The sequence below is a fragment of the Vibrio sp. Vb2960 genome (assembly GCF_033337665.1).
Classification (GTDB): Bacteria; Pseudomonadota; Gammaproteobacteria; order Enterobacterales; family Vibrionaceae; genus Vibrio; species Vibrio alginolyticus.
Genome location: NZ_JAWORD010000008.1, coordinates 90,373 through 114,646 on the forward strand (window position 1 = coordinate 90,373; position 24,274 = coordinate 114,646).

General features: G+C 42.5%; 23 protein-coding genes and 1 other RNA gene. 13 read left to right on the top strand and 11 right to left on the bottom strand.

The features are described 5' to 3' along the window. Nucleotides 1-50: 50 nt before the first annotated feature. On the bottom strand, nucleotides 51-932 hold the full coding sequence (locus tag R7O03_RS09005) for a LysR family transcriptional regulator (RefSeq protein ID WP_005383740.1): 882 nt from the start codon (nucleotides 930-932) through the stop codon (nucleotides 51-53). Nucleotides 933-1,330: 398 nt separating this feature from the next. Here R7O03_RS09005 and R7O03_RS09010 point away from each other — a divergent pair, with 398 nt between their 5' ends. Then, entirely contained in the window at nucleotides 1,331-1,894 is a 564-nt protein-coding gene (locus R7O03_RS09010; protein ID WP_005383742.1) for a porin family protein, read from the top strand. A 121-nt stretch (nucleotides 1,895-2,015) separates the two neighbouring features. On the opposite strand, the gene R7O03_RS09015 is transcribed toward R7O03_RS09010, so the two are convergent. From R7O03_RS09015 to smpB, 4 genes are all read right to left on the bottom strand, one after another. Next, nucleotides 2,016-3,155 (bottom strand): lipase family protein, encoded by a 1,140-nt coding sequence (locus R7O03_RS09015; protein WP_005383744.1) that lies wholly within the window; start codon nucleotides 3,153-3,155, stop codon nucleotides 2,016-2,018. A gap of 3 nt (nucleotides 3,156-3,158) precedes the next feature. After that, nucleotides 3,159-3,710: a DUF6795 domain-containing protein gene (locus R7O03_RS09020; RefSeq protein WP_318131672.1), complete on the bottom strand. Its 552-nt coding sequence runs from the start codon at nucleotides 3,708-3,710 to the stop codon at nucleotides 3,159-3,161. 821 nt (nucleotides 3,711-4,531) lie between these two features. Then, nucleotides 4,532-4,899, bottom strand: a transfer-messenger RNA (tmRNA) gene (gene ssrA / locus R7O03_RS09025). A 66-nt stretch (nucleotides 4,900-4,965) separates the two neighbouring features. Then, nucleotides 4,966-5,451, bottom strand: a complete 486-nt coding sequence (gene smpB / locus R7O03_RS09030; protein WP_005381642.1) for an SsrA-binding protein SmpB — start codon at nucleotides 5,449-5,451, stop codon at nucleotides 4,966-4,968. Between the two features lie 119 nt (nucleotides 5,452-5,570). On the opposite strand from smpB, the gene R7O03_RS09035 reads away from it, so the two are divergent. Then, complete coding sequence (locus tag R7O03_RS09035; RefSeq protein WP_005381641.1) at nucleotides 5,571-6,014, top strand: SRPBCC family protein; 444 nt, start codon at nucleotides 5,571-5,573, stop codon at nucleotides 6,012-6,014. Then, complete coding sequence (locus R7O03_RS09040; RefSeq protein WP_005383746.1) at nucleotides 6,004-6,363, top strand: RnfH family protein; 360 nt, start codon at nucleotides 6,004-6,006, stop codon at nucleotides 6,361-6,363. The genes R7O03_RS09035 and R7O03_RS09040 overlap by 11 nt, the downstream gene beginning before the upstream one ends. A gap of 100 nt (nucleotides 6,364-6,463) precedes the next feature. Here the strand turns inward: R7O03_RS09040 and bamE are convergent, their stop codons facing one another. The 5 genes from bamE to nadK all read right to left on the bottom strand — a co-directional run bounded on the left by bamE (nucleotide 6,464) and on the right by nadK (nucleotide 11,740). Continuing rightward, nucleotides 6,464-6,823: an outer membrane protein assembly factor BamE gene (gene bamE, locus R7O03_RS09045; RefSeq protein WP_005383748.1), complete on the bottom strand. Its 360-nt coding sequence runs from the start codon at nucleotides 6,821-6,823 to the stop codon at nucleotides 6,464-6,466. A 242-nt stretch (nucleotides 6,824-7,065) separates the two neighbouring features. Beyond that, entirely contained in the window at nucleotides 7,066-7,548 is a 483-nt protein-coding gene (locus R7O03_RS09050) for a GNAT family N-acetyltransferase (RefSeq protein WP_005381636.1), read from the bottom strand. Nucleotides 7,549-7,569: 21 nt separating this feature from the next. After that, on the bottom strand, nucleotides 7,570-9,234 hold the full coding sequence (gene recN / locus R7O03_RS09055) for a DNA repair protein RecN (protein WP_318131673.1): 1,665 nt from the start codon (nucleotides 9,232-9,234) through the stop codon (nucleotides 7,570-7,572). Nucleotides 9,235-9,399: 165 nt separating this feature from the next. Next, nucleotides 9,400-10,590, bottom strand: coding sequence for a DUF3103 domain-containing protein (locus R7O03_RS09060; protein ID WP_005383752.1), 1,191 nt, complete (start codon nucleotides 10,588-10,590; stop codon nucleotides 9,400-9,402). Nucleotides 10,591-10,855: 265 nt separating this feature from the next. Continuing rightward, nucleotides 10,856-11,740: an NAD(+) kinase gene (gene nadK, locus R7O03_RS09065; protein WP_005381631.1), complete on the bottom strand. Its 885-nt coding sequence runs from the start codon at nucleotides 11,738-11,740 to the stop codon at nucleotides 10,856-10,858. A 146-nt stretch (nucleotides 11,741-11,886) separates the two neighbouring features. Here nadK and grpE point away from each other — a divergent pair, with 146 nt between their 5' ends. The 4 genes from grpE (at nucleotide 11,887) to dnaJ (ending at nucleotide 17,789) form a co-directional block, all read left to right on the top strand. After that, nucleotides 11,887-12,483, top strand: a complete 597-nt coding sequence (gene grpE / locus R7O03_RS09070; protein ID WP_021034134.1) for a nucleotide exchange factor GrpE — start codon at nucleotides 11,887-11,889, stop codon at nucleotides 12,481-12,483. A gap of 417 nt (nucleotides 12,484-12,900) precedes the next feature. Further along, on the top strand, nucleotides 12,901-14,175 hold the full coding sequence (locus R7O03_RS09075) for a dicarboxylate/amino acid:cation symporter (protein ID WP_005381625.1): 1,275 nt from the start codon (nucleotides 12,901-12,903) through the stop codon (nucleotides 14,173-14,175). A gap of 347 nt (nucleotides 14,176-14,522) precedes the next feature. Next, nucleotides 14,523-16,436: a molecular chaperone DnaK gene (dnaK, locus tag R7O03_RS09080; RefSeq protein ID WP_005381623.1), complete on the top strand. Its 1,914-nt coding sequence runs from the start codon at nucleotides 14,523-14,525 to the stop codon at nucleotides 16,434-16,436. A gap of 204 nt (nucleotides 16,437-16,640) precedes the next feature. Then, nucleotides 16,641-17,789, top strand: a complete 1,149-nt coding sequence (gene dnaJ, locus R7O03_RS09085; RefSeq protein WP_005381620.1) for a molecular chaperone DnaJ — start codon at nucleotides 16,641-16,643, stop codon at nucleotides 17,787-17,789. Between the two features lie 69 nt (nucleotides 17,790-17,858). Here dnaJ and R7O03_RS09090 read toward each other — a convergent pair whose 3' ends face one another. Continuing rightward, a complete protein-coding gene (locus R7O03_RS09090) occupies nucleotides 17,859-18,290 on the bottom strand; it encodes a type IV pilin protein (RefSeq protein WP_318131684.1) in 432 nt (143 codons plus the stop codon). Between the two features lie 103 nt (nucleotides 18,291-18,393). Between R7O03_RS09090 and R7O03_RS09095 the strand changes: the two genes are divergently transcribed. From R7O03_RS09095 to tadA, 6 genes are all read left to right on the top strand, one after another. Then, complete coding sequence (locus R7O03_RS09095; RefSeq protein ID WP_186584447.1) at nucleotides 18,394-18,909, top strand: GspH/FimT family pseudopilin; 516 nt, start codon at nucleotides 18,394-18,396, stop codon at nucleotides 18,907-18,909. Nucleotides 18,910-18,919: 10 nt separating this feature from the next. Further along, nucleotides 18,920-19,546, top strand: coding sequence for a PilW family protein (locus R7O03_RS09100; RefSeq protein WP_186584446.1), 627 nt, complete (start codon nucleotides 18,920-18,922; stop codon nucleotides 19,544-19,546). Next, nucleotides 19,546-20,841, top strand: a complete 1,296-nt coding sequence (locus R7O03_RS09105; protein WP_318131674.1) for a hypothetical protein — start codon at nucleotides 19,546-19,548, stop codon at nucleotides 20,839-20,841. The genes R7O03_RS09100 and R7O03_RS09105 overlap by 1 nt, the downstream gene beginning before the upstream one ends. Then, nucleotides 20,831-21,241, top strand: a complete 411-nt coding sequence (locus tag R7O03_RS09110; protein ID WP_005381606.1) for a prepilin-type N-terminal cleavage/methylation domain-containing protein — start codon at nucleotides 20,831-20,833, stop codon at nucleotides 21,239-21,241. The genes R7O03_RS09105 and R7O03_RS09110 overlap by 11 nt, the downstream gene beginning before the upstream one ends. Before the next feature lie 288 nt (nucleotides 21,242-21,529). After that, on the top strand, nucleotides 21,530-23,089 hold the full coding sequence (locus R7O03_RS09115; RefSeq protein WP_064376797.1) for an AbgT family transporter: 1,560 nt from the start codon (nucleotides 21,530-21,532) through the stop codon (nucleotides 23,087-23,089). Nucleotides 23,090-23,301: 212 nt separating this feature from the next. Continuing rightward, the gene (gene tadA / locus R7O03_RS09120) at nucleotides 23,302-23,850 is read left to right on the top strand and encodes a tRNA adenosine(34) deaminase TadA (RefSeq protein WP_081107502.1); all 549 of its coding nucleotides are present in this window, start codon (nucleotides 23,302-23,304) and stop codon (nucleotides 23,848-23,850) included. Nucleotides 23,851-24,274: the final 424 nt, after the last annotated feature.

Sequence of the window (24,274 nt, forward strand, 5' to 3'; positions counted from 1 at the left end):
GAAGTCTTTGAGTTGTTTTGGTTTACCTAAACGAGTTTAAAGAAACAACATTAACTTAGCTTGCTCTTCAGCCATTCGTGAAATGCCACTACTTTTTTAGCTGAAAGTCGATAATTTGGAATCATCACGTAATAACCATAACCGCTCTGTAAAGTTAGGTTGAGAACATGCTGAATGTCCCCTCTTAAAATCGAATACTGCGCCATAAAATCAGGAAGCAAGGCGAGCCCTTTTCCCATTCTGACAGCTTCGCAAGCTAGGTAAAAATGTTCGACGCCTACAGGTTGATAGGTAACGGGAGATTCTACAGTGTAGACAGTTTTAAATTGCTCCCATAGCTGAGGGCGAGTGATTTGAGGTATAAACGGATAATTACTAACAGCGTGCACACTCTCAATTGCAGGAGCATTTGTGCAACCGACTAATAACAATGTTTCTTCGCACAGTAAGTGGCTGTATTCATAATGTGTGGATAATGGAAGGCAGCGAATATGTAAGTCACTTTCGTTGCTCGAATCTTTGACGTTCCCATCCCCGGTACAGACTCTTACTCGGATGTTAGGATGTTGCTGGTGGAAGTCATCAATATTAGGTATCAACCAAAGGCTGGCAAAAGAAGGGGTTACGTCCACGGTGAGTAATTCTTGCTTTGAATCTGACTGGATTAAGTTGGCAGTTGCATGCTGAATAAGCTCCAAAGCTTCTGTGACTTGCGGCAGATAACGCTTGCCTTCTTCGGTTAACTCAATACCACTCGCCCTTCTTTGTATTAAAGGTAAACCCACCAATTGCTCCAGCGATGCGATTTGTTTGCTTACTGCGCTTTGCGTAATACATAGGGCATCCGCTGCTTTAGAGAAACTGAGGTAATTAGAGACCGCGACAAACGTCCTTAATGCTCGAATAGAAGGGTATTCACTGCCTTTTAACATACTTCAGTTCCATTAAACTCTGCTTAGGCAAAGAGTAGAGTATTCACGGCTTGAAGCAAAGTAAGATGCAACGTATGTGTGATTAGCTTCCTTTCTTATAAAAACTAGCTAAGCGTTTTTTGACTGATTAATCTACAAGAGTATTTTAGATGTTTATTTAATTTCTTTGAAAAATCTACAAATTAACAAGAATCTTTTTCACATCATCGATTAACCTCAATTTAGTATTGTTTATATAAAGTAAACAGACAGATCTTTTTTTCTGTTTTTGTTCGGCGTTCTTTAGAGGATTGTCAGTATTCTATAAAATTAAATATATTTTTCATTAATTTAAAGTTGGCATTGCATTTGCTCTTTACTATTCGAACCTTCAATGGAACTTATATTAGGAGAACGAAATGAAAAGCAATGTTGTTACTTTGATTAGCCTTTTTTCTTTAGCAACGTTTAGTACTTTATCACATGCTGCGGACTCCAACGATCATGGTGTATATGTTGGCGCCAACTACGGTTACTTAAAAGTTGATGGACAAGATGACTTTGATGATGACAGCGATGTTATTCAAGGTTTAGTTGGTTACCGTTTTAATCCTTACTTAGCGTTGGAAGGTGGTTACATTGATTTCGGTAGCTATGGTAATAACCTAGCAAATGCCGAAACGGACGGTTACACCGCAGCACTAAAAGTTACAGCCCCTATTGCTGATCGTGTCGACCTTTACGCAAAAGGCGGTCAAATGTGGTACTCGACGGATTACGACGTTGCGGGCTTCCAAGGCAACAAAGATGATGAAGGTGTATTCGCTGGTGCCGGTGTGGGTTTTAAAGTTACTGATAACTTCTTAGTTAACGCAGAATATATGTGGTACGACGTAGAACTCAATGCGGAGAATGTCGCGAACGGTGCAAACACGGAAACAGACTTTAACCAAGCATCACTAGGTGTGGAATATAGATTTTAATATTGTTAACAACTCTAAGCCCTAATAAAAAGCGAAGCCTAAATAGCTTCGCTTTTTCTGAACTCAATCTAGTTGAGGATAATAGAGCGTTTTTTAGAATAATTGTTCGTGCCTTTTACTGTCACTCTACTATATTTAGAGCATTTCTAACATGACTATCTAACCTTCTTACTAGTCTCGAAAAACAAAGTTTTATCACTCTATAAGTAATACTCGATAGGTCGATCGCTGCGCTACCTGACATTACATTCATGTGACCTAAAATACCGCGAACGTGTTCTGTATACTCGTTTTTTAGTTTTGAGATGTACGCCATAGCTTTAGCTAGTTGATCCCAAGCAGTAAGGCCTACAGTTGCTATTTGTTGTATTATATGACCCAGACCTGAAATTCTTAATAAGGTCAAAATTGAAGAGACTATTTTACTTACCCAACCATCAGTCATCCGAGCATTATATCTATTGTTGAAGTCAAGAAATACGTTGCGTTCTAGGTAAGCTTGAGATTTGGGTTGTAGTGCCGACCACTCATTACTTGTAGCGGTATTGACATAACCCGGAACAGATTTTTTTCCTAGTCCATGAGCGCAGAAGTAGATGCCAGAACTTCCATCTAGCCGATACTCAATACCACCGTGAGTAAATGGCCAAAGAGGAGACATAGGAACTGGATCTGCGCCATGAGTGCAGCGATAGGAAGAATCTAACTCCCTTCTTGCGTATGGTTTAAAGCCAACTTTTGGTGCGCCAAAAGTATATAGGTGTACGCTATAGCCGTACTGACTCTTCACCCAATCTGCCGCTAATGAAGCAAGAGCACCACCTAAACTATGACCTACACAGTGTATTGCCTTCGGTGCTTTCATGTTCTTTTTCGAATAACCAGCGATGTATGCTGCAAGTTGTGGCTTTATCGTATTGAAGAGATTTACAAAACCTGCATGTACCCTGTAACCGGATGAGGTACCTGATATCCCAATGTTTCCATCGGTCATAATGTCGCCGATGTTTACTTGAGTGCCACGGAAGGAAAATACCAAAGTATCGGCAAACTCGCCCTTACCTCGACCTATCGCTACAAAATCTGATGTCATTCCACCAAATCCCATAAAGCCACTTGTCGTTCCTTTTTTGACATCATTCCTTAGATCAAATGTAAAAAACTTTGCTATATAACCACTAACGTTACGAACATTAGTTGCGAATACAGAATAGGGGATTTCTGCGATTCTAGATGATAGTTTTGGTGAGAGTGATTGCATTCTTTAATTTCCATATAAGTCAGAGTCAATATATCCAAATAAATCACATTGACTATTTACGTAGTAGTCATCGTTTTCGTCATCATCAATTGAAAAAGCAAAGTACTTAAGAGGGTTTGCTGCATCACAGACTAGATTAGCCATATTGTTTTTTACGTAATCCTCTATTTCATAGCCATCGAACGAACCTTCCCAAATAATAACGCTTTCATCAATATCTAGTTCTGTGGTTAAAACAATAGTTACATAATGTTCAATAAGCGGGATCTTAACGCTCTCTTTGTTCTCATACACAGGAGAAAATTCAAACCGACCATTGCTGTCAGTAAATGTTGATAAGTCTATTGATTTTCCTGAAGCGCTTAAACCAATATTAAGACTAACCTTTTGGTTATTAATCGGCTTCCCTTTTTTTGTTATCACACCATTGATTTGTGGTGTGTATTGGTTAACTTTATCGTTATTCAATATACTCTCTCCAAAACTCATATTAATGTTCAACAATATGATTGTAATAAATCCAAATAAGTAATTTCTCACATCGACTTTTTTCATTTTAAAAATCTATAAATCTATATGTATTGTGTGTTTTTACAATATTTAATTTTAACTATGTGATTCATATTGCATTGCTCTGTAACTTGTGAATTTGAAAATTACATTTTTAGATTTATGTTTATCTATTTGACCGATTTTCATTAGCATTAATAAAGTTTAAATCTGGAACACTCAGTCTGCGCTAATCTTAGGTAGTTATATTGTATTGGATTTTTGAGGCTTTCATCAGGTAATGTGAAAGCAAAATAAACGAGAGCTACCGAATGATAAAAACTCTATAAATACTAGGTTTCAGACAATGAAATCGTATTGAAAACAGTTAATTATTCGCTTTGTCAAGAGGTATTTTTATTGCTTTACATCGTAATGCTAGATTGACTTGATAATTTATTTTTCCGCCAATTGTGATAACCAAGAGCAAAAGAAAAGGCTTATTTAGTATCTTTTGATGGTTAGTGATAAACCCAAATTGTTCTACTTTAACCCATCATAATTCTATAACTTAGATTTAGCACTCGTAGTTGTTGATACCCCAAAAACTTAGAACACTTTAAATCGAAGAACATATAGACACACTTTTGTCCTTGGATGAGTTCTTCTGAACTTCCGTGTAGTTTTGGTGGTGTATTTATGAGCGTATCGTCTGTTACTTAATACTCAACGAGTTTTTAAATCGGCGTACGTTCAGAGTTATGCAGTAATGCTCGTGAAAAGTTATCAGGTAGCATGAGTGCGTGAGAAAAGAAGACAATGTGGATAGTGGATAGTGGGTTGTTGATACAAAAAAGGCCACCCGAGGGTGGCCTTTTCCAAACGTTTGGTGGAGCTGGCGGGAGTTGAACCCGCGTCCGAAAACCGTTCATCATTGGTACTACATGCTTAGTCGATCTTTAATTTCGCCATCCACCTGCGAACCGACACGCTAATGAATGACTAGCCTGAATTAAAATTCGCCGTTCATCTCTCAGGCGGGAGAATCCGGGCTAGCGCGTTTGGGTTTGATCCCTCGTTGATCCCCGTCTTACGTGCGGAAGCTAGGGCGAGAGAGCTCTTAGCAGGTTATTAAGCTGCTAGTGCGTAGTTTTCGTCGTTTGCGACTATTTTTTTGCGGTTTGTTAACGAGGCCTACCGCACCTCGGCATGCACCTCAGACTTCTGAATTCCCGTCGAATCCTAAATCAGCCCCAGGTAATATTCGCATAGTAACAGAAAAGCATTGGCTGTCCAGTACTATGCGTTTAAGTGGTCAAGATTAACGCAGCGCGCTCTTCATTACGCGCGCTTTTTCTCTTGCCCAGTCTTTTTCTTTTAGATCCGTACGTTTATCGTGCAGCTTTTTACCTTTTGCTACGCCAATTTTTAGTTTCACCCAAGAGCGAGACCAGTACAGTGAGAGGGCCGTTAATGTCATACCTTCACGGTTTACACGTCCGAATAGGTTATCTAGCTCACGACGACTCATTAGTAGTTTACGCACACGTGTAGGGTTCGCCACAACGTGTGTCGATGCCTGATTTAAAGGAGTGATTGTCATGCCACTCACAAAGGCTTCACCGTCACGCATAAATACGTAACTTTCAGAAATATTGGCTTTACCTTGGCGAAGGGCTTTCACTTCCCAACCTTGGAGCTCCAAGCCAGCTTCGATTTCATCATCGATGAAATACTCGTGGCGAGCTTTTTTATTCAGCGCGATAGTATTGCTACCCGCTTTTTGTTTCGTTTTTTTCTTTGCCATAATAGCGTCATTATACGGGTTGGATATCGGATAGGAAATCCTTTTATTTGCGCAATCGTGGAATAAAAGTAAAATTGGCGAGTAGCTTTAAATCTGTACATGTATCGATAGGAGTATGTATGAAGCAAGTCAGCCGTTCTGCGCTTGTGTCTTTTAGCGCCGAACAGATGTTCAATCTGGTTAATGATGTTGCTAAATACCCTGAATTTCTGCCTGGTTGCTCGGGCTCTAGAATCATTGAGTCTTCGGGGAATGGTATGGTGGCTTCTGTCGATGTGGCGAAGGCTGGAATCAGCAAAACGTTTACGACTTCAAATGAGTTGATCCCCGGTCAGGCAATTATGATGAACTTGGTGGATGGCCCGTTTAAGACGTTGCGTGGTGGTTGGATTTTTACCGCGCTAGATGAGCAAGCTTGCAAGGTTGAACTAAAGCTTGAGTTTGAATTCTCAAGTAAAATGATTGAGATGGCCTTCGGTAAGATTTTTAACGAGCTTACTAGTAATATGGTAAATGCATTTACTAAACGCGCAAAACAGGTCTACGAGTGTTATGAGTATTGAGTCAGATATGATTCACGTTGAGGTTGTCTATGCTCTTCCTCATGAACAGCGTGTATTTAACTTAGTGGTAAATAATCACGCAACGGTAGAAGAGATCATTCGACAATCCGGTGTATTGGAGTTGTACCCTGAAATTGATTTGTCCAAGAACAAAGTGGGTGTGTTTAGTCGTAACGTGAAGTTGGATGTGACCGTTCGAGATCGAGACCGAATAGAGATTTATCGTCCGTTACTCGCCGATCCGAAAGAGATTCGCCGTAAACGGGCGGAGCAGGCTAAAGCCGAGGGAAGTGCAGACCCAGTCACCGGTGGCAAGCCTAGTTCTGTACGTAAAAATAAGCAGGATTAATATAAACCCAATAGCTCATGTGAGTTACTCAAAGTTTGACTAACGTGATTTCTATATAATAAAAAACCTCCCAAACGGGAGGTTTTTTGCAAAAGTCAGTTTACTGAATTTGCTCGTAAAATGCGTCACTTTTTGGAAAGTCACCACTGATGTCTGCGAGCGTGCCTTGGTCATTAAAGTTTACAATCAGATCTTTCTGTACTGGTTCGCCATGGCCAGGAGTATGATGATAGATGTAATACCAAGTGTTTGGATAGCCGTTTTCAATAAGCATTGGCGACCCTAATACGAAGCGAACCTGTGCTTTAGTCATCCCAAACTTTAATTTATCAACCGCACTTTGTTCTACATAGTTGCCTTGGTTGATATCAATACGATAAACCAGTTTTTCCAATACCGAACATCCTGTCAGCAATGTCATTGCTAATGGTACGGCAACTAACCACTTCTTTAATTGCATAATAATTTCTTAGTAACCTTTAAAATACTGCGCTGATAATAAACAAGCTCGACGCAGATGTAAAAAGCTATGCGTCGTATGGTAGACAATCTGACAACGAATTTTGAGTTGAGTTGCATTTATTCACCGATATTAGGCGGTAAATGTCACCACATGACGTATTAGTTAGGTGACGAAGAGCACATTTCAATCGGAGGTAGGGTGATGGACGCTTTCAGCGGTGAGCCAAGCCTAGTGACTCGTTAGTCGGTTTTGGCGAATTCGCGTAATGCATCACCTGAAAAACGATAATACTCTTTTTCATGAATTAGTGTTGCACCAATTGAGCGGTAAAACTGACCTGCGGTAGGGTTACTACTTTCAGCTGTCCAGTCCAACCTTTGGCATCCACACTTGATCGCCAAAGATGCCAGATACTTCATTAACTTGAGACCAACCCCTTTTCCTCGAACCTTCGAAGATACGAACAGATCTTTTAAGTACATCTGCCCTGAGAGTTTTGGGGCAGGGAACATGACGGTATAAGATGCAAAGCCTACGACGTCATCATTATCGTAAACCGCAATGATATTAACACCAGAATGTTCAGAGAAGACTTGGCTCTTTAGATAATGGACCAGATCGTGTTTTGATGAAGCTTTTTCTTTGAAGTAGTAATGTTCTAACTCAATAAAAATAGGGATGAGATCTAAGCAGTTGGTTTTGTGTATTGCTCTGATATCCATATCTCATCCCTTGTCGATCTATTAAGCGGCGATAAGCAGTTCTTTTGCGTTTGCCAACGTTGAGTCGGTTATTTGACTACCACCAAGTAAGCGAGCTAATTCTGCCACACGTTGTTGTTCATCTAATGCGTGCATTTGGGTTTCGGTTTGGCCTGCTTTGGTTTGCTTAGCAACAAACATTTGTTGATGGCCGCATCCGGCAACTTGAGGGAGGTGAGTGACACACAATACTTGAGTAGATTCGCCAAGCTTGCGTAGCATTTTGCCCACTACGGCAGCTGTTGGGCCACTAATACCTACATCCACTTCATCGAAGATTAAACTTGGTGTATCTACTTTCTGAGCGGTGATCACTTGGATCGCTAGAGAGATACGTGATAGCTCACCGCCTGACGCAACTTTTGCTATAGGTTGCAATGGTTGTCCCGGGTTGGTCGATACTAAGAAGCACACGCTGTCCATGCCAAGCGGCGATGGGTGCGTGTTGTCATTGCTAACTTCGATACTGAATACTGCTTTCTCCATGCTCAATTCGTGCATGCTTTGTGTGATCAGTTTGTTCAGTTCTTTTGCGTAACGGCTGCGTGATTTGTTCAGTTTTTCTGCTTGTGTTAGAAAGCTTTGGTACTTGTGTTCTACTTCTTGAGCAAGCTCATCTAAACGTTCATCGGAGCAATCTAACGCTTCTACTTGGGCCAGAAGATCTTGATGATGTTGGTATAGTTCTTCTGGCATTACGTGGTGTTTACGAGCTACAGACATCACTTTAGAAAAACGTTCTTCTACATAAGCCATACGAGCAGGATCAACATCGATGCCATCTAAGTAGCTGCGTAATTCATTCTTCGTTTCTTCAAGTTGAATCATCGCTTCTGACAGCATGTTAGGTAGCTCAGATAGCTTTTCATCTAATTCGGCTAATTGAATTAGGGAGTGATTGGCCGATTGCAAAATACCAAGCGCATTGACTTCTTCACCTTCGTAAATAAGTTCGATGGCTTGCTGACAGGTAGTGGCGAGTTCACCACTGTTGGATAGTCGTTTGTGCTCTTGCTCGAGCTCTGCAAATTCTTCTTCACCTAGCGATAACTCATTCAGTTCTTTGATTTGGTATTCAAGCAACTGTTTTTGCGCCTGGTTTTGCTGGCTATTTTCTTTTAGCTGCTTGAGGTTATTATCCGCCTGACGCCAATGCTGGTAAGCACTTCGTGTGCTTTTTAGTAGGTTTAAATGCCCAGCATATTGGTCGAGCATGGCCATTTGGTGCTCACTTTTCATCAATTGATGATGAGCGTGCTGCCCATGGATATTGATAAGTAGCTGCCCTAGAGATTTGAGTTGTGATAGTGGAACAGGGCTGCCATTAATGAAGGCTCTTGAGCGGCCTTCTTTTGTGATAATACGACGCAAAATACACTCACTGCCATCTAGCAGATCGTTATCTTCTAACCAACGTGTTGCATGTAAGTTGTTGTCCAATAAAAAAGCGGCGCTAACTTCGGTTTTCTCTTCACCTTGTCGCACCATGCCGGCATCGGCTCGTCCGCCTAAGCAGAGCCCTAAAGCATCGATAGCAATGGATTTACCCGCGCCTGTTTCACCTGTAATGGTGGTCATGCCCTTAGAAAGCTCGAGTTGTAAAGACTTAACAATCGCAAAATTATTAACACTTAGATGAGCCAGCATTTTATTTACCTGTATAACTGAACAATACTGTATAAGAGAACAGTATATACTGTTTCTTTATACAGTAAAGTCAGGTAAGGAAAATTTTCTTTGTAGGCTGTTTTTTGTGATGAAGTGGGAAAAATGAGCCGATGTGATTACAACGACTCATTAAAATTGAACAGGTTACGGACGAGTTGGGTTAATCGTTAGTGGTTCTAGTGTGACGACTGCATTCACACCTGCACCAGGGTGATCCACGTATGAAGTGTCTTGCATTAGAGTGTAGTAAACGTCGACGAAGTCATCATCATTCGTGAGTACACCATCGGGGATAGTGTCGATGATCTTGTTCGTGATTTGCGGAATAATCGCGTAAGCCTGAACTTCTGGATCTGGAATCGCTTTCAATACTTCTTCGGCAACTTGAACAAGGAGTTTTGCCAATTGTTTATAGTCTGTGCCGTCATCTTGCTCCATGAGCACAATGTCTGCCGCACCCCAGCGGTAACGAGACCAGTGAATAATGATCTGATTTGGATAGTAATCTTGGTTATCGTAGTCTAAGTATGGAAGCTCCACCAAATCGAGAGTAGGTTCATCACGACTTGGATTGACGCCCGTTACGATAGCGTAGATTTCTGCCTTGCCAGAGATCCAAGGTTCTTTGTCATCGGCTAGACGGATCTTTTTCAACTGCGTGGTTTGAATTGGAGCCGCTTCGCCCACTGCGCTACTTGACAATAGCGGTGTATTTTGGCGTTGTTCATCAGCAATATATGGTTGAACTAAAGCTGGTTGACCGAGTTTTTTCATCTCAGCTTGCATAGCTTGCAAGCCTGCTTTTAACTCTGCAGAGCTATTGTTATCAACGACAAGTACAGGTACCTCAGGGAGCTGGTAAACATCGAGTTGATGGATGTTGCCATAAACATCAAATGCTTCGATGTATTGCCAATTCTCATCATCACCACTTGGTTCAAATGCAAATAATGGCTCGACCTCGCCACTTTGCCATGCTGTTATCATGGCTTCATTTGCCAAGCGAACTTCTAACAACTGATCTGAGTATTCAGAAATACCTTTCCAGCTACGAATTTGAGTGTCAGCTTGTACAAGCTGGCGGCTGAACTCTGAGTTAGGGTTTTGCTTAACAAATGCTGATACAGACACGTTAGTCTGTTGCGGAGTAATATCTCTTCTCAACATGGGTTCAATGGCAGCATAGTTCTCACTCAATTGTTGAGCTAGGGCACGCTTCGTCTTAGTGATATCTTCCGCTTTTGCGTTGGATACACTGTTGACTTGCGTTTCCTCTGATTGGCAGCCAATAAGTGCTAATGTACTGAGAACAGACAGAATGATGGTTTTCTTCATAATATGTCCTTTATTGATTGTATGAAATAGAGTTAATACTCTATTCATGGTGAGAATATCACCGGACATAGATCATTGAATTTGCTTTTCTATCTTTTGTGTAAAGTTTGCCCACAGGATCAAAATTTATAAGCTTCTCTTTAATGATGACAAATATCGTGTCGCCTCACTACTTTGTGTCTATTTCTTGTCTAAGAAAGCCAAAAGCCAGTAGCAATTGAGCTGCTGGCTTTTTTATTGAAGTTATTACCCTGAGTAACAAGTGTTAGAACAATTTACTAGACCAGCCAAGCTTATTCCGTAAGACGTGATAGTAGCTGTAGTCTTTTGGATGGATGAGCTTTAGTACATTTGGACTTTGATAGATGTGAATTTCGTCGCCAGGGGTAACTGGAAGTGAGACTTGTCCATCACAGCTAACTTCTTGTGTTCCACGGTTTTCTGGTGATACCACCAATTTAATTCGACGTTTTCCATCAACCACCAAAGGTCGACTCGACAATGTATGAGGGAACATTGGCACGAGTGAAATGGCATTCAAGCTAGGAGAAAGAATTGGGCCGCCGCCAGAAAGTGAATATGCCGTCGAGCCAGTCGGAGTGGAGACAATCAAACCGTCGGCCCGTAAAGAGAAGGCGAAGCTTTCATCTATGTACACTTCAAATTCAATCATATGGGCAATTTGCCCTGGGTGAAGTACGGCTTCGTTTAGCGCAGCGTTATGGCTCTTTATTTGTCCGTGGCGGTGTACTTCCGCCTCTAAAAGAAAACGTTCCTCTTCAATATACTCACCGTCGAGTACCGCTTGCAGAGACGCTTGGAAGTCGTCTGGGTTCAAGTCAGTTAAGAAGCCCAAATTTCCACGGTTCACGCCTATAACTGGCACATCAAATCGGGATAAAATTCTTGCCGCACCTAACATGTTGCCATCGCCACCAACCACAATGGCTAGATCGGCATTTTTTCCTAGTTCAACTAAGCTAGCAAACTGACTCTGTGGGATATCATCCAGTATTGCGGCAAGGCGATCGTCAATGAATACTTTATAGCCCTCAGAAGTCAACCATTGGTACAACTCTTTATGAGTTTGAATTGCTTGTTGATCTCTTGGTTTTCCGATAATCGCGATCACGTTACATGGATTTTTCATAGCATTTCCGCATTAAAGAGGCTTGAATCAGGAATCTTCATCCCCATAATAATGGCAAGTCACCTAAATATGCGAATTTTTATGTGGTTAAAGCCCGCAAAAACGCGCATGGCTTTAAGGGCATTATGTTGAATTCTGGAGATATCATGAGCAACGAAGAAAACAAAGTTACAGAAGAAGAGCTTGATCAAATCATCGAAGAGGCTGAAAAAGTAGAAGCTGAAGCACAAGAAGTTGAAGCTGAGCTTGAAGAGCTTGGTGATGAGACAGACGCTAAGATTGCTCAACTAGAAGCGGCACTATTGTCTAGCGAGGCAAAAGTAAAAGAGCAACAAGATGCGGTGTTGCGTTCTAAAGCTGAAGTAGAAAACATGCGTCGTCGCACTGAGCAAGAGATCGATAAAGCACGTAAGTTTGCGTTGAACAAGTTTGCAGAAGAGCTGCTTCCTGTTATTGATAACCTAGAGCGTGCAATTCAAGCGGCAGATACAGAGAATGAAACTGTGAAGCCGTTCCTAGAAGGCGTTGAACTAACACATAAAACGTTTGTAGACGTTGTCGCGAAATTTGGCTTGAAAGCAATCAACCCTGAAGGTGAAGCATTCAATCCAGAGTTCCATCAAGCGATGTCGATTCAGGAGAGCCCTGATCATGAATCAAACACTGTTATGTTTGTTATGCAAAAAGGTTACGAACTAAACGGTCGTGTGATTCGTCCGGCAATGGTAATGGTTGCTAAGTAACTTTAACTCCCTGTTTTTTTAATATAAAAGCGCCCATCATTTTTGATGGGCGCTTTTTTGTTTTAAACATAAATGACTGCATCGAACTTCGTTGTATATCGATAAATGAAAATTTGATCCCCTTCATATTTTTTCCTATTGGTTAATTATTTTCCTATAGGAGATTTTCTCTCATCTCGCTGCGTGTTTATTAACGGAAAGGGCTATAAGTGATTGTAATCATTCGCTGTGTGAATGTTTGTTCTGCATAGGAATGTAAATATAGTCATTTTTTCTAAAACAATTTCGTTAACAAAAATGTAAATTATCACTTTATTTTGTAACTTCGGTGTGTATGATTTGCGACTAATGCTTTAAAAGTAAGCATATATAACTACAAAAATGTAAATAGTAAACACAACATATCGGAGATTTATAATGGATAAATCGCTTTCTAGTAAGATTTTTATAGGCTTGTTTGCCGGCCTTGTGCTGGGGACAGCAATTCAGTACTTATTTAGCGGTATTGCGATTTTTGATACATACCTACTTGGAGCAGCAGAAGGTGTTGGCGGCATGTTCGTCTCACTGATCAAATTGCTTGTTGTTCCTTTAGTTTACGTTTCAATCGTATGCGGCATTGTTGACTTGAAAGACATCAGTGCATTTGGTCGTCTTGGTGGAAAAACTTTTACCCTTTACATTCTTAACACCATCATTGCGATTACGGCGGCTTTGACTGTCGGCTTGATCTTCCAGCCAGGAGCGGGCGCTAATCTAGCAGGAACGGTATCTGAGGCTGTACAGCTGACAACGACAGAGACGCCGGACATTTTCTCTTTAGTTGTTAACATTGTTCCTAGCAATCCTGTACAAGCGTTTGCTAGCGGCGACATGCTGCAAATCATCTTTATGGCAATTTTGACGGGGCTTGCAATTCAAGCTTTGGATTCTCGTGGTGGCCCAGCTATTCGCACATTCAAAATGGCAAATGAAATCATGATGAAATTGGTTGGATTAGTGATGAGTCTTGCACCATATGGTGTGTTCGCACTAATGATTCAACTAGGTGCAACGCTAAACGCCAATACATTAATGTCCGTTGCCGGTTACGTGGCTTTGGTGGTTGCGATGTTGGTGTTTTGGATCTTCTTCTTCTACCCAATGGCAGTGAGTATTGCGACAGGAACTTCTCCAAAGACTTTCCTACGTGCAACTCGTGAGCAGATTCTTTTCTCTCTATCTACCGCGAGCTCAAACGCGACTATCCCGGTAACGATGCGCACACTGACAGAAAAGCTTCAGGTCTCTAAATCGGTTGCTGGCTTCGGTGTACCACTGGGCGCAACGATGAATATGTCTGGTGTGTCTATCTATATTGCTCTAGCAACGATGTTTGTTGCGAACGCTTTTGGCCAGCCAATTAACACCGCAGACATCTTCACACTTGGCTTAACTATTCTTCTGTTATCTATTGGTGCTGGCGGCGTTCCTGGGGGCGGCGTGGTAATGGTAGGCGTTTTGCTTCACCAACTAGGTTTACCACCTGAAGGTTTGGCAATCATTGCAGCGGTCGACCGTATTAATGATATGTTCTGTACATCATCTAACGTTGTCGGCGACACGGCAGTGAACACCATTGTTGCAAAAACAGAAGGTGAGATAGGTAAAGAAGAAGGTGTTGATGCTGAGCCTGCTCAAGCGAACGCCTAATACCTTGAATCATTTATTTTAACCCTAATATTGAAGCGAGCTCTTATGAGCTCGTTTTTTATTTAGGAAGAGTCGGACATAAATAAATTTATCTGGGAAATGACGTTTTGTTGCGCTACAGCAGTGTGACGAGTTCCCAACTAATCAGAAAGAAACACATAAATTTCGAAAAAAGACGCTTTTTTTTAATTCTGCCCTTGAAAAGCATTTTGCCGCCCTTATCTATGTGGCATAGAGAAGCAAACATTGATTATTTTTGTTTGTGAGCAAGGGTTGAAACCCGATTCTCCTCCCCCCACATTGGGGTTATAACCAAACGAAAATAGAATTTATTCGGAGATAGCCAGATGGGTAAAATCATTGGTATTGACTTAGGTACTACTAACTCATGTGTTGCTGTATTAGACGGCGACAAACCACGTGTAATTGAAAACGCAGAGGGCGAACGTACTACTGCATCGGTTATTGCTTACACTGACGGTGAGACGCTAGTAGGTCAACCAGCGAAACGTCAAGCAGTAACTAACCCAGAAAACACGCTATTTGCAATTAAGCGTCTAATCGGTCGTCGTTTTGAAGACGAAGAAGTTCAGCGTGACATCGAAATCATGCCTTACAAAATCGTTAAGGCTGACAACGGTGATGCTTGGGTAGAAGCGAAAGGCCAAAAAATGGCAGCTCCTCAGGTTTCTGCTGAAGTTCTTAAGAAAATGAAGAAAACTGCTGAAGACTTCCTTGGTGAGGAAGTAACTGGCGCAGTTATCACAGTACCTGCTTACTTTAACGATGCTCAGCGTCAAGCGACAAAAGATGCTGGCCGTATCGCAGGTCTAGAAGTTAAACGTATCATCAACGAACCAACAGCAGCTGCGCTAGCTTACGGTCTTGATAAGAAGGGCGGCGATCGCACTATCGCGGTATACGACCTTGGTGGTGGTACATTCGATATTTCAATCATCGAAATTGATGAAGTTGAAGGCGAGAAAACATTCGAAGTTCTAGCAACTAACGGTGATACTCACCTAGGTGGTGAAGACTTTGATAACCGTCTAATCAACTACTTGGTTGATGAGTTCAACAAAGAGCAAGGCATCAACCTTAAGAACGACCCACTAGCAATGCAGCGTGTTAAAGAAGCAGCAGAGAAAGCGAAAATCGAGCTTTCTTCTACTTCTCAAACAGACGTAAACCTACCTTACGTTACTGCAGATGCAACTGGTCCTAAGCACATGAACATTAAAGTGACTCGTGCAAAACTAGAATCTCTAGTTGAAGACCTAGTACAACGCTCTCTTGAGCCATTAAAAGTAGCTCTAGCTGACGCTGACCTATCAGTAAACGACATCACTGACGTAATCCTAGTTGGTGGTCAGACTCGTATGCCAATGGTTCAAGCGAAAGTTGCTGAGTTCTTTGGTAAAGAAGCGCGCCGTGACGTAAACCCTGACGAAGCAGTAGCAATGGGTGCTGCAGTTCAAGGTGGTGTACTTGCTGGTGACGTTAAAGACGTACTACTACTAGACGTAACTCCACTGTCTCTAGGTATCGAGACAATGGGTGGCGTGATGACTAAGTTAGTTGAGAAGAACACAACTATCCCAACTAAAGCGAACCAAGTTTTCTCTACAGCGGAAGACAACCAGAGCGCGGTAACTATCCACGTTCTACAAGGTGAGCGTAAGCAAGCGATGTACAACAAGTCTCTAGGCCAATTTAACCTAGAAGGCATCCAGCCTGCACCACGTGGTATGCCACAAATCGAGGTTACGTTTGACCTTGATGCGGACGGTATCCTACACGTATCTGCGAAAGACAAGCAGACTGGTAAAGAGCAGAAGATCACTATCCAAGCTTCTGGCGGTCTAAGCGATGAAGACATCGAGAAAATGGTTCAAGAAGCAGAAGCTAACAAAGAAGCGGACAAGAAGTTCGAAGAGCTAGCAACTGCACGTAACCAAGCTGACCAAATGATTCACGGTACTCGTAAGCAAGTAGAAGAAGCTGGTGAAGCGCTACCTGCAGAAGAGAAAGAGAAGATTGAAGCAGCAATTTCTGAGCTAGAAACAGCACGTAAAGGCGAAGACAAAGAAGCTATCGATGCTAAAGTTCAAGCACTAATGACTGCTTCTCAAAAGCTGATGGAAATCGCTCAACAACAAGCTCAAGCGCAGCAAGCACAAGGTGCTGACGCAGGTGCACAGTCTAAAGAAGACGACGTTGTAGATGCTGAGTTCGAAGAAGTTAAAGACGACAAGAAATAATATTTCTTAACCAGATGGTTGCATAGCCATCTGGGGTCGATAAGACTTCGTGTGCGGGCGTTTGGGGCAACTCTTACGCCCGTCTGTTTGTAAACGCTGTCTTTCTAGTTAAGTATGTTGCAGACAAGTGCACTTACCTAGAACGATACAAACACCAAGCGGTGAATCGATGCCGTTTGTAGTAATTAACTGGTGACGAAGAACATGTCAAAACGTGATTTTTACGAAGTGTTAGGCGTAAGCCGTGATGCCTCAGAGCGCGATATCAAAAAGGCGTATAAGCGTCTAGCGATGAAATTCCACCCAGACCGAAACCAGGGGGATGATTCTGCGGCGGACAAGTTTAAAGAAGTAAAAGAAGCGTACGAAGTTCTGACCGACCCTCAAAAGAAAGCGGCGTACGACCAATACGGTCATGCTGCTTTTGAACAAGGCGGCGGTGGTTTCGGTGGCGGCGGCTTTGGCGGCGGCGGTGCTGATTTCGGCGACATCTTTGGCGATGTATTCGGTGACATCTTTGGTGGTGGTCGTCGTGGCGGTGGTGGCCACCGTGCCCAGCGAGGTGCTGACCTACGTTACAACATGGAATTGACGCTAGAAGAAGCGGTTCGTGGTGTAACGAAGGAGATCGAAGTACCGACACTAGTACACTGTGATACCTGTGATGGTAGTGGCGCGAAGAAAGGTTCATCTGCTGAAACATGTGGTACCTGTCATGGTCATGGTCAAGTACAGATGCGCCAGGGCTTCTTCGCAGTGCAACAAACCTGTCCTACCTGTCACGGCAAAGGTAAAATCATTAAAGACCCTTGTAATGAGTGTCATGGTCAAGGTCGTAAGCAGAAAACAAAAACACTTAACGTTAAGATCCCGGCAGGTGTTGATACTGGTGATCGTATTCGCCTATCTGGCGAAGGTGAAGCGGGAGAAATGGGGGCGCCTGCTGGCGACTTGTATGTACAAGTGCACGTGAAAGAGCACCATATCTTCGAGCGTGATGGCAACAACCTATACTGTGAAGTGCCAGTAAGCTTTGCGATGGCAGCTCTAGGTGGTGAAGTTGAAGTACCAACCCTAGATGGTCGCGTAAGCCTAAAAGTGCCTTCAGAAACGCAAACAGGTCGTATGTTCCGTATGCGTGGTAAAGGTGTGAAAGGCGTTCGCGGTGGCGGTGTTGGTGATCTTATTGTGAAGTTGGTTGTCGAAACACCAGTAAATCTAAGCTCACGCCAAAAAGAACTGCTCAAAGAGTTTGAAGAGTCTTGTGGTGGTGAAGCGGCGACAAAGCACAAGCCTAAATCAGAAGGCTTTTTCAACGGTGTGAAAAAGTTCTTTGACGATTTAACCAGCTAAGACGTTAGTGAAAAGCACAAATACAAAGGCCTGCTAAAATGCAGGCCTTTTTGCATCTCGGTGTTCTTGCTAGTTCCAGCAATCACTAGGTTCTTCGACATTTGTTGACGTTAAAGTAATCGTTTTAGAACCAGTCAAGCACTCGTCGTCGTCTTGTCCCAGAGCCGATTTTGCTGTTGCTGTAATGGTATAGGCCGTACTTGCAGAGCTCGCAATATTGAAAGAAAATCTATCTGTGTCTGAATCGCATAGAGAGCATATGCCTCCAGAGATAATATGACTCCAGTCGTACCCACCATCATAAGATGTCTCTAGCTCTAGCTGAATTCGACTAAGATCGCTCAAGGCAACCGTCCTATGAGACTTGAGCACATGATTGGTGTAAGAAGGGTAGGCGACAGCCGCAATGATCCCGACAATCACTACAGCTACCAGTAATTCGATCAATGTCATCCCTCTCAATCCTTTTTTGTAGCCGTTACAACGAGAAATTCGAATCATCACGAGTAGTTTCCTTTTCACTTTTCCGCCTATTTTTGGCAGGTGATAGCATCTGTGCAAGATGAATTACGGCCCTTTTGCCGTTTACATAGGAATTTGGGAAATGCCTCGCGGGTTTACGTTGTTGGAGCTTCTTATTACTGTTGCTGTACTGAGTATTATATTGGCGTTTGCAGCACCATCTTTCCAAAATGTTTTTGAAACCAACAAAATGCAGCGCTTAGCTAATGAATTGCATGGCTTTGTTATTGAAGGCAAGTCTGAAGCAGTATTACGGCGTGAAAGACTTTGGGCTCACATCATCATGTCTGGGAGTTCATCCAGTGACGGAAACTGGCGTATTGATTTGACAGATAACGGAGCTGAGGGGGCTGGGACTGTGTTGTTCTCTTTATCAGGTAAGCCGTATGACGGTATTGTCGTTACACCTAACTACGATTCAGACCAAATCAGTTTTGACGACGTTTATGGCCGACCATCATCAGGAAACTTGAAGTTTCATCCTGTTGGTGAATCATCAAAAGTCTTAAAACTTATTTCCCACACTTTATCTGCTCGCGTGCGAGTGTGTAGTGATAGCAACAGTACAGAATATTACGGTTATTCAACTTGCTCTTAAAAGGATGATTATGTTTAAACAAAAAGGGGCAAGCCTTGTTGAGTTTATGATCGCATCTGCACTTGGGCTTATTTCTCTTGCGACAGTGGGGGCAATTTATGTGAGTGGTCAAAGGGTGATAATGGAACGGTCGAAAGAGCTAATGTTGTTACAGAACTCTGAAAGTGTCGTGCAAATGCTCAAGAGTGACATTCAGCGTGCTGGTTTTGATGGTAACGATGACCATTCTTTAAAAATATCTGGCGCATCGAACACGATTTACACTCTCGATGATGTTGATAGCGGGGTGATTGCTTATGCCTATTACATAGGTGTTTCTGGCGCTTTTCCTTTATATAAAAACGTAGCTTATGAGCAACGAGTTAGCACGCCAGAGTCGCTATTTGTTTGTGAAAAAAAGCAAATAACGATATGGGATGTTGATGACGTGATTAACCTTGCAGGCACTGGCTCATGTAAAAATCTTTTTGATAAGAAAGTTATTCACGTTAATCGTTTTGACCTTACTAGTGAACGGTTAGAAAGCACTGATGCAAAAAGTGCACTGGTGACCGTTACATTGGAAACCGAATTGAAAGATGCGACTGATATTCGCACTCTGCAGTCGTTTACTGCAATGCAAAGGAACTGGCAGTAATGAAGAAACAACAAGGTGCAGCTGCGTTATTAGTTGTGGGTGTATTGCTAGTTGCGGCATTAATGATGTCGCTTGGTAGCTACAAGTCTCTTTTTTATCAGATCAAGCGTGCCAACAATCAAATTGAAGCACGACAAGAACATTGGCTTGCAGAAGGGGGATTGGAGTGTTTCTATTCTTTAGTTCAAAGTACCGGTGATGTTTCTTCTGCAACTTCACTAATTTCAAGCCGATGTGAAACGCCTTTAGGTTTATATCAATTAGCATTGGAACCCGACAATAAGCTGTTAAGCAAACCAGTTCCAAACTCCAGCCGGACCGTTGAAAAACAACTTGTCCTTTCAAGAGGAAGAGCGTCCGGAGCATTAAAAAGTAGTACAGATTTATACGTTAATGGTAGCTCCGCATTTTCAACACCAGATCCTGGCGAATTTGTAGGAAGTGGGTGGGAGTGTGTTGCTATTCGCTATAAGAATACATTTCACTCACGTGCTGGAGCGACAAACCAAGGGGTTATACATGGTTCTGCCCCTTATGCTGATTTTGTTCACAACAATATAGATTGTAAATCGGAACATATGAGTGTGACCTCTTCTGACTCAGATTACGGAGAGGACTTTATTCAAGATGCAGACCTAGAGCCATTTTACGACATTTTTAGAGAGCAACGCAGTGACTGGAACTCGGTGAAATCAGGCTGGGGGTTTACTACGATTGATTACGACGACTCAACTAACCAAGTCGTTACTGATTGTGGAAAGAAAGTTGGGGAGCAAATTTCAGCAGGGAAAACTCATATTTGGGTTACGGGGTCCTGTGAGTTTACTTCCTCTAAAAAGAATAGCTCTGGAGAGTATGAGAATGATTCTGATGGGATACTAATCAAAGGAGGCATTGATTATCTTAATGAAGCTTTTGCCGCTACTGGAGAAGCTCCAATATTACTTGTGGTTCAAGATGGTATTTTTGCTGTACATGGTTCAATGACATTCCCTGGTATGCTCTATCAACTTACGACTAATTCACTTACAGATTTAGATACACATTGGAAATTGTTCGAGGCCAAAGATCATTTTGGGGATGCGGCTAACTTTCCCACGCTTGCTCTAGATAAAGTCGTTTACCTGCAGCGTGGCTCATTTAGTTTTTCGGGGGGACAAGTCTTAGATAGTCCAGGCTACAGTGCTTATTTTGTTAACTCTCTAAATTTTGCTTACAACCGAGATAACATCGATGAGGTCGTTGATCCGATTATTAATTTCCGCTGGAAGAAGGGCTCCTGGAATGATCTCTAAACAAAAAGGTTTTAACCTTCTTGAAGTTCTAATTTCTTTTCTACTTATCGGTGTTGGGGCACTAGGTTTAACTAAGCTAAACGTGTATTTAGAACGCGAATCCGAATATGCCATAAAAAGTATTGAAGCACTTCGTCTAGCAGAAAACCAGCTCGAATGGTTCCGGACGCGTGGTGCTTCTGCGGCGATGTCTACCATCACACCTGCAAATTTTGCTTCTATTGCAACAGGCTCTTCTGTTACTGGATCTTATGTCGTCGAGTGGGAAGTTCCAGCTGCCACGGTTTCAGGAACACTGAAAACTATCACCATTACCTCTAGCTGGAAGGATAGAATCGGCGAGACACGATCAGTTCAGCTTAAAACGATGATCTCACAATACAGTGAATTCGAAAACTAAGTTCAATTGTATACATGGGCTGAGACAAATGCGGATGTAACTCCTGTTTGATACCGGATTTGTTACGGTTAATAAATGGTTTTTGAACTGTTAATTGAGTTGATGTTCTACTGTTTTTATTATGTTTAATTGAAGTGGTGTTTTTGCAAAATATGTCTCCAATTATGAAAAAAAATCTAGAACCTTGTGCTTTCTCCATTAGTGTTTACTAGAATACTCGTTGGATAGTAGGTCGTTATAATTATTCAAATAGGCCTTGGCACCAACATCATTCACTATGGAGTTACCATGAGTAACCAAGCTGTAAATAAAGCACCATCATCGAAGCCGAGCGGGATGGAGCGCTTTTTAAACTTTATCGAGAGGACAGGTAACAAAATCCCTGATCCTGCGATTTTGTTCTTCTGGGCATTGATCATTACTTGGGCGGCGTCAGCACTTTTGTCGAATGTATCATTCGATCTTCCAAACCCTCGAACGGGCGAAGCTCTTACTATCACCAACTTACTTACGGGCGAAGCGCTAGCAAGTTTCCTTGCTAATATGGTGACGACGTTTACTGGCTTTGCGCCACTGGGTATCGTACTTGTCGCAATGCTAGGTGTGGGTGTTGCAGATTCTTCGGGTTTTATTACGACGGGTCTTAAGAAGATGCTGAACTTCACGCCAGCTAAGCTTCTTACTCCAATGCTTATTTTGGTTGCCATTGTATCGCATACTGCGGCAGATGCAGGCTATGTTCTGGTTATTCCTCTTGGAGGTATTATCTTCCATGCGGCAGGTCGTCACCCTTTAGCGGGTATTGCGGCAGCATTTGCAGGTGTATCTGGTGGCTTCTCTGCAAACTTTATCCCTTCAGGTATCGATCCGCTATTGGCTGGCTTTACGCAAACTGCGGCGCAGGTTCTTGATCCTGAATATGTGGTTAACCCATTAGCGAACATCTTCTTCACTGGCCTATCCTCTATCATTATTGTGGGGATTGGTTGGTACGTGACAGAGAAAATCATCGAGCCTCGTTTATCAAAAATGCCAATTGATGATGATGCGGAAACCGCGCCAAACCTAGGTTCATTTACTGAACTGGAATCAAAAGCATTCCGTTATGCAGGTTGGGCAATGATGGCGGGTATTGCTTTACTTGTTGCAGCGTTAATTCCAGAAACATCAGCACTTCGCTCGCCTGAAGGTGAAATTACTGCCTTCTCAGCACCGATAATGAAGTCTATCGTGCCGTTGATCTTTATTCTGTTTATCATTCCTGGTTACGTTTACGGTAAAGTGTCTGGAACGTTCAAGACCAGCAACGACATTATCAAAGCGATGGCTGATACTATGTCAACCATGGGCGCATACATTGTTATGTCGTTCTTCTGTGCTCAGTTCCTATCTGCATTTGCTCAGTCAAACATCGGTACGATGCTAGCGTTGTATGGCGCAGAAGGCTTAAAAGCGATGAACCTACCAGGTGAAGTGACCATCATCGGTATGATACTTCTAACCGCGTCTGTAAACCTACTTATTGGTTCGGCATCTGCAAAATGGGCTTTAATTGGTCCAATCCTAGTGCCAATGCTAATGGCGGTTGGTATCTCGCCTGAGCTGTCTCAGGCGGCTTACCGTGTGGGGGACTCTGTATCGAACATCGTTTCGCCTCTAATGGTATTTTTCCCTCTTGTAGTGGTTTACTGTCAGCGTTATGTGAAGTCGGCTGGTATCGGTACGCTTGCGTCACTAATGATGCCATTCTCGATCGCAATGCTGATCGGTTGGTCTATCTTCCTAGTTGCTTATTGGATGGTAGGTATCCCGCTAGGCATTCAAGCTCCTTACACTTACACAATGTAAAAACGTGTAGGGTGTGAAAGCCGCTAATTGGCAGCCAAAAAGCGCAGGTCTTCGATCTGCGTTTTTTTGTTCTCGTAAAACGAACATCGATAGGCCTTGTAACTAGTTTTTTGGAGTTGCAGACTTTGTCCCGTGATGTGTTGCTGTAGTGAAACCGAAGTTGGTGATAAAATTCCTGACTTCAATCGTTTTTTGTTTCTTTGGAGCCTCCTTTGTCTAACCATCCGTTTTCCCCTCAAGATGAATTGTTTATGCGCAGAGCGATGGTGCTTGCCGAGCAAGCAGAAGCTGAGGGGGAAGTACCTGTCGGCGCAGTGCTTGTCAAAGATGGTGAAATTATCGCTGAGGGGTGGAATCGCTCTATTGGTACTAATGACGCTACCGCACATGCTGAGATCCAAACACTGCGTAAAGCAGGCCAAAAGCTAGAAAATTACCGCCTTCTGGATACGACGTTATATGTAACACTTGAGCCATGCCCAATGTGTGCCGGAGCCTTATTGCATAGCCGCGTTAAGCGGGTTGTTTTTGGAGCGCCAGATTTAAAAGCTGGAGCAGCAGGAACAGTGCTTAATTTGTTTGAAAGCCAAGCAGCTTACCATTACGCCTTAGTTGAAAAGGGGCTGCTAGAAGATGAGTGCCGCACTCAGCTACAAGCGTTTTTTAAGCGCCGCCGAAAGGAAATTAAAGCGAAGAAGCAAGCACAAAAAGCATTAGAAAATGGAGAGAGCGAACAAGGTAGTGGGAGTAGTGAGGGCTAGCAAACACCTACAACGTGGTAGATGTTTGCTTGGACGCACTAGTGATTGACTAAATGTACAAAAACACGATTACGTGAACTTACTTTCTTTTTCATACATGTCAGTTTACGTTTACGTCGGATAGCAGCTACTGTGTTATTTAAACGCTTTGACTGCACTCTACGTCTTCTCATATTCAAAACCTCCTGCAGACAAGACTTATACCAGTAAAGCGCGGCTCATCGATGCTTGGCAATAGGCTCGATAATCGCACTAAACATTGTATGGTTTAAACGTTCTTCATTTGACTTCTGCATTGCACAGAGCCAGCAAACAATTTCAATACGATGCTTAATAATAGGAGTGACGTTATTTCGGCAGAGTGTAGCCGAAGGCGCCGCTTCATCAAGTGAGCTAAACCATTTGGTTGTAAAGTAATCTGTTA

What these genes read in the sequence shown, in the direction of transcription:
- R7O03_RS09060 (WP_005383752.1), bottom strand. Translation starts at nt 10,590, where the DNA reads ATGAAGAAAACCATCATTCTGTCTGTTCTCAGTACATTAGCACTTATT.
- R7O03_RS09050 (WP_005381636.1), bottom strand. Translation starts at nt 7,548, where the DNA reads ATGGATATCAGAGCAATACACAAAACCAACTGCTTAGATCTCATCCCT.
- R7O03_RS09035 (WP_005381641.1), top strand. Translation starts at nt 5,571, where the DNA reads ATGAAGCAAGTCAGCCGTTCTGCGCTTGTGTCTTTTAGCGCCGAACAG.
- R7O03_RS09090 (WP_318131684.1), bottom strand. Translation starts at nt 18,290, where the DNA reads ATGATTCGAATTTCTCGTTGTAACGGCTACAAAAAAGGATTGAGAGGG.
- R7O03_RS09100 (WP_186584446.1), top strand. Translation starts at nt 18,920, where the DNA reads ATGTTTAAACAAAAAGGGGCAAGCCTTGTTGAGTTTATGATCGCATCT.
- nadK (WP_005381631.1), bottom strand. Translation starts at nt 11,740, where the DNA reads ATGAAAAATCCATGTAACGTGATCGCGATTATCGGAAAACCAAGAGAT.
- bamE (WP_005383748.1), bottom strand. Translation starts at nt 6,823, where the DNA reads ATGCAATTAAAGAAGTGGTTAGTTGCCGTACCATTAGCAATGACATTG.
- R7O03_RS09010 (WP_005383742.1), top strand. Translation starts at nt 1,331, where the DNA reads ATGAAAAGCAATGTTGTTACTTTGATTAGCCTTTTTTCTTTAGCAACG.
- R7O03_RS09040 (WP_005383746.1), top strand. Translation starts at nt 6,004, where the DNA reads ATGAGTATTGAGTCAGATATGATTCACGTTGAGGTTGTCTATGCTCTT.
- dnaK (WP_005381623.1), top strand. Translation starts at nt 14,523, where the DNA reads ATGGGTAAAATCATTGGTATTGACTTAGGTACTACTAACTCATGTGTT.
- R7O03_RS09115 (WP_064376797.1), top strand. Translation starts at nt 21,530, where the DNA reads ATGAGTAACCAAGCTGTAAATAAAGCACCATCATCGAAGCCGAGCGGG.
- R7O03_RS09095 (WP_186584447.1), top strand. Translation starts at nt 18,394, where the DNA reads ATGCCTCGCGGGTTTACGTTGTTGGAGCTTCTTATTACTGTTGCTGTA.
- R7O03_RS09110 (WP_005381606.1), top strand. Translation starts at nt 20,831, where the DNA reads ATGATCTCTAAACAAAAAGGTTTTAACCTTCTTGAAGTTCTAATTTCT.
- smpB (WP_005381642.1), bottom strand. Translation starts at nt 5,451, where the DNA reads ATGGCAAAGAAAAAAACGAAACAAAAAGCGGGTAGCAATACTATCGCG.
- R7O03_RS09105 (WP_318131674.1), top strand. Translation starts at nt 19,546, where the DNA reads ATGAAGAAACAACAAGGTGCAGCTGCGTTATTAGTTGTGGGTGTATTG.
- dnaJ (WP_005381620.1), top strand. Translation starts at nt 16,641, where the DNA reads ATGTCAAAACGTGATTTTTACGAAGTGTTAGGCGTAAGCCGTGATGCC.
- R7O03_RS09015 (WP_005383744.1), bottom strand. Translation starts at nt 3,155, where the DNA reads ATGCAATCACTCTCACCAAAACTATCATCTAGAATCGCAGAAATCCCC.
- grpE (WP_021034134.1), top strand. Translation starts at nt 11,887, where the DNA reads ATGAGCAACGAAGAAAACAAAGTTACAGAAGAAGAGCTTGATCAAATC.
- recN (WP_318131673.1), bottom strand. Translation starts at nt 9,234, where the DNA reads ATGCTGGCTCATCTAAGTGTTAATAATTTTGCGATTGTTAAGTCTTTA.
- R7O03_RS09005 (WP_005383740.1), bottom strand. Translation starts at nt 932, where the DNA reads ATGTTAAAAGGCAGTGAATACCCTTCTATTCGAGCATTAAGGACGTTT.
- R7O03_RS09020 (WP_318131672.1), bottom strand. Translation starts at nt 3,710, where the DNA reads ATGAAAAAAGTCGATGTGAGAAATTACTTATTTGGATTTATTACAATC.
- R7O03_RS09075 (WP_005381625.1), top strand. Translation starts at nt 12,901, where the DNA reads ATGGATAAATCGCTTTCTAGTAAGATTTTTATAGGCTTGTTTGCCGGC.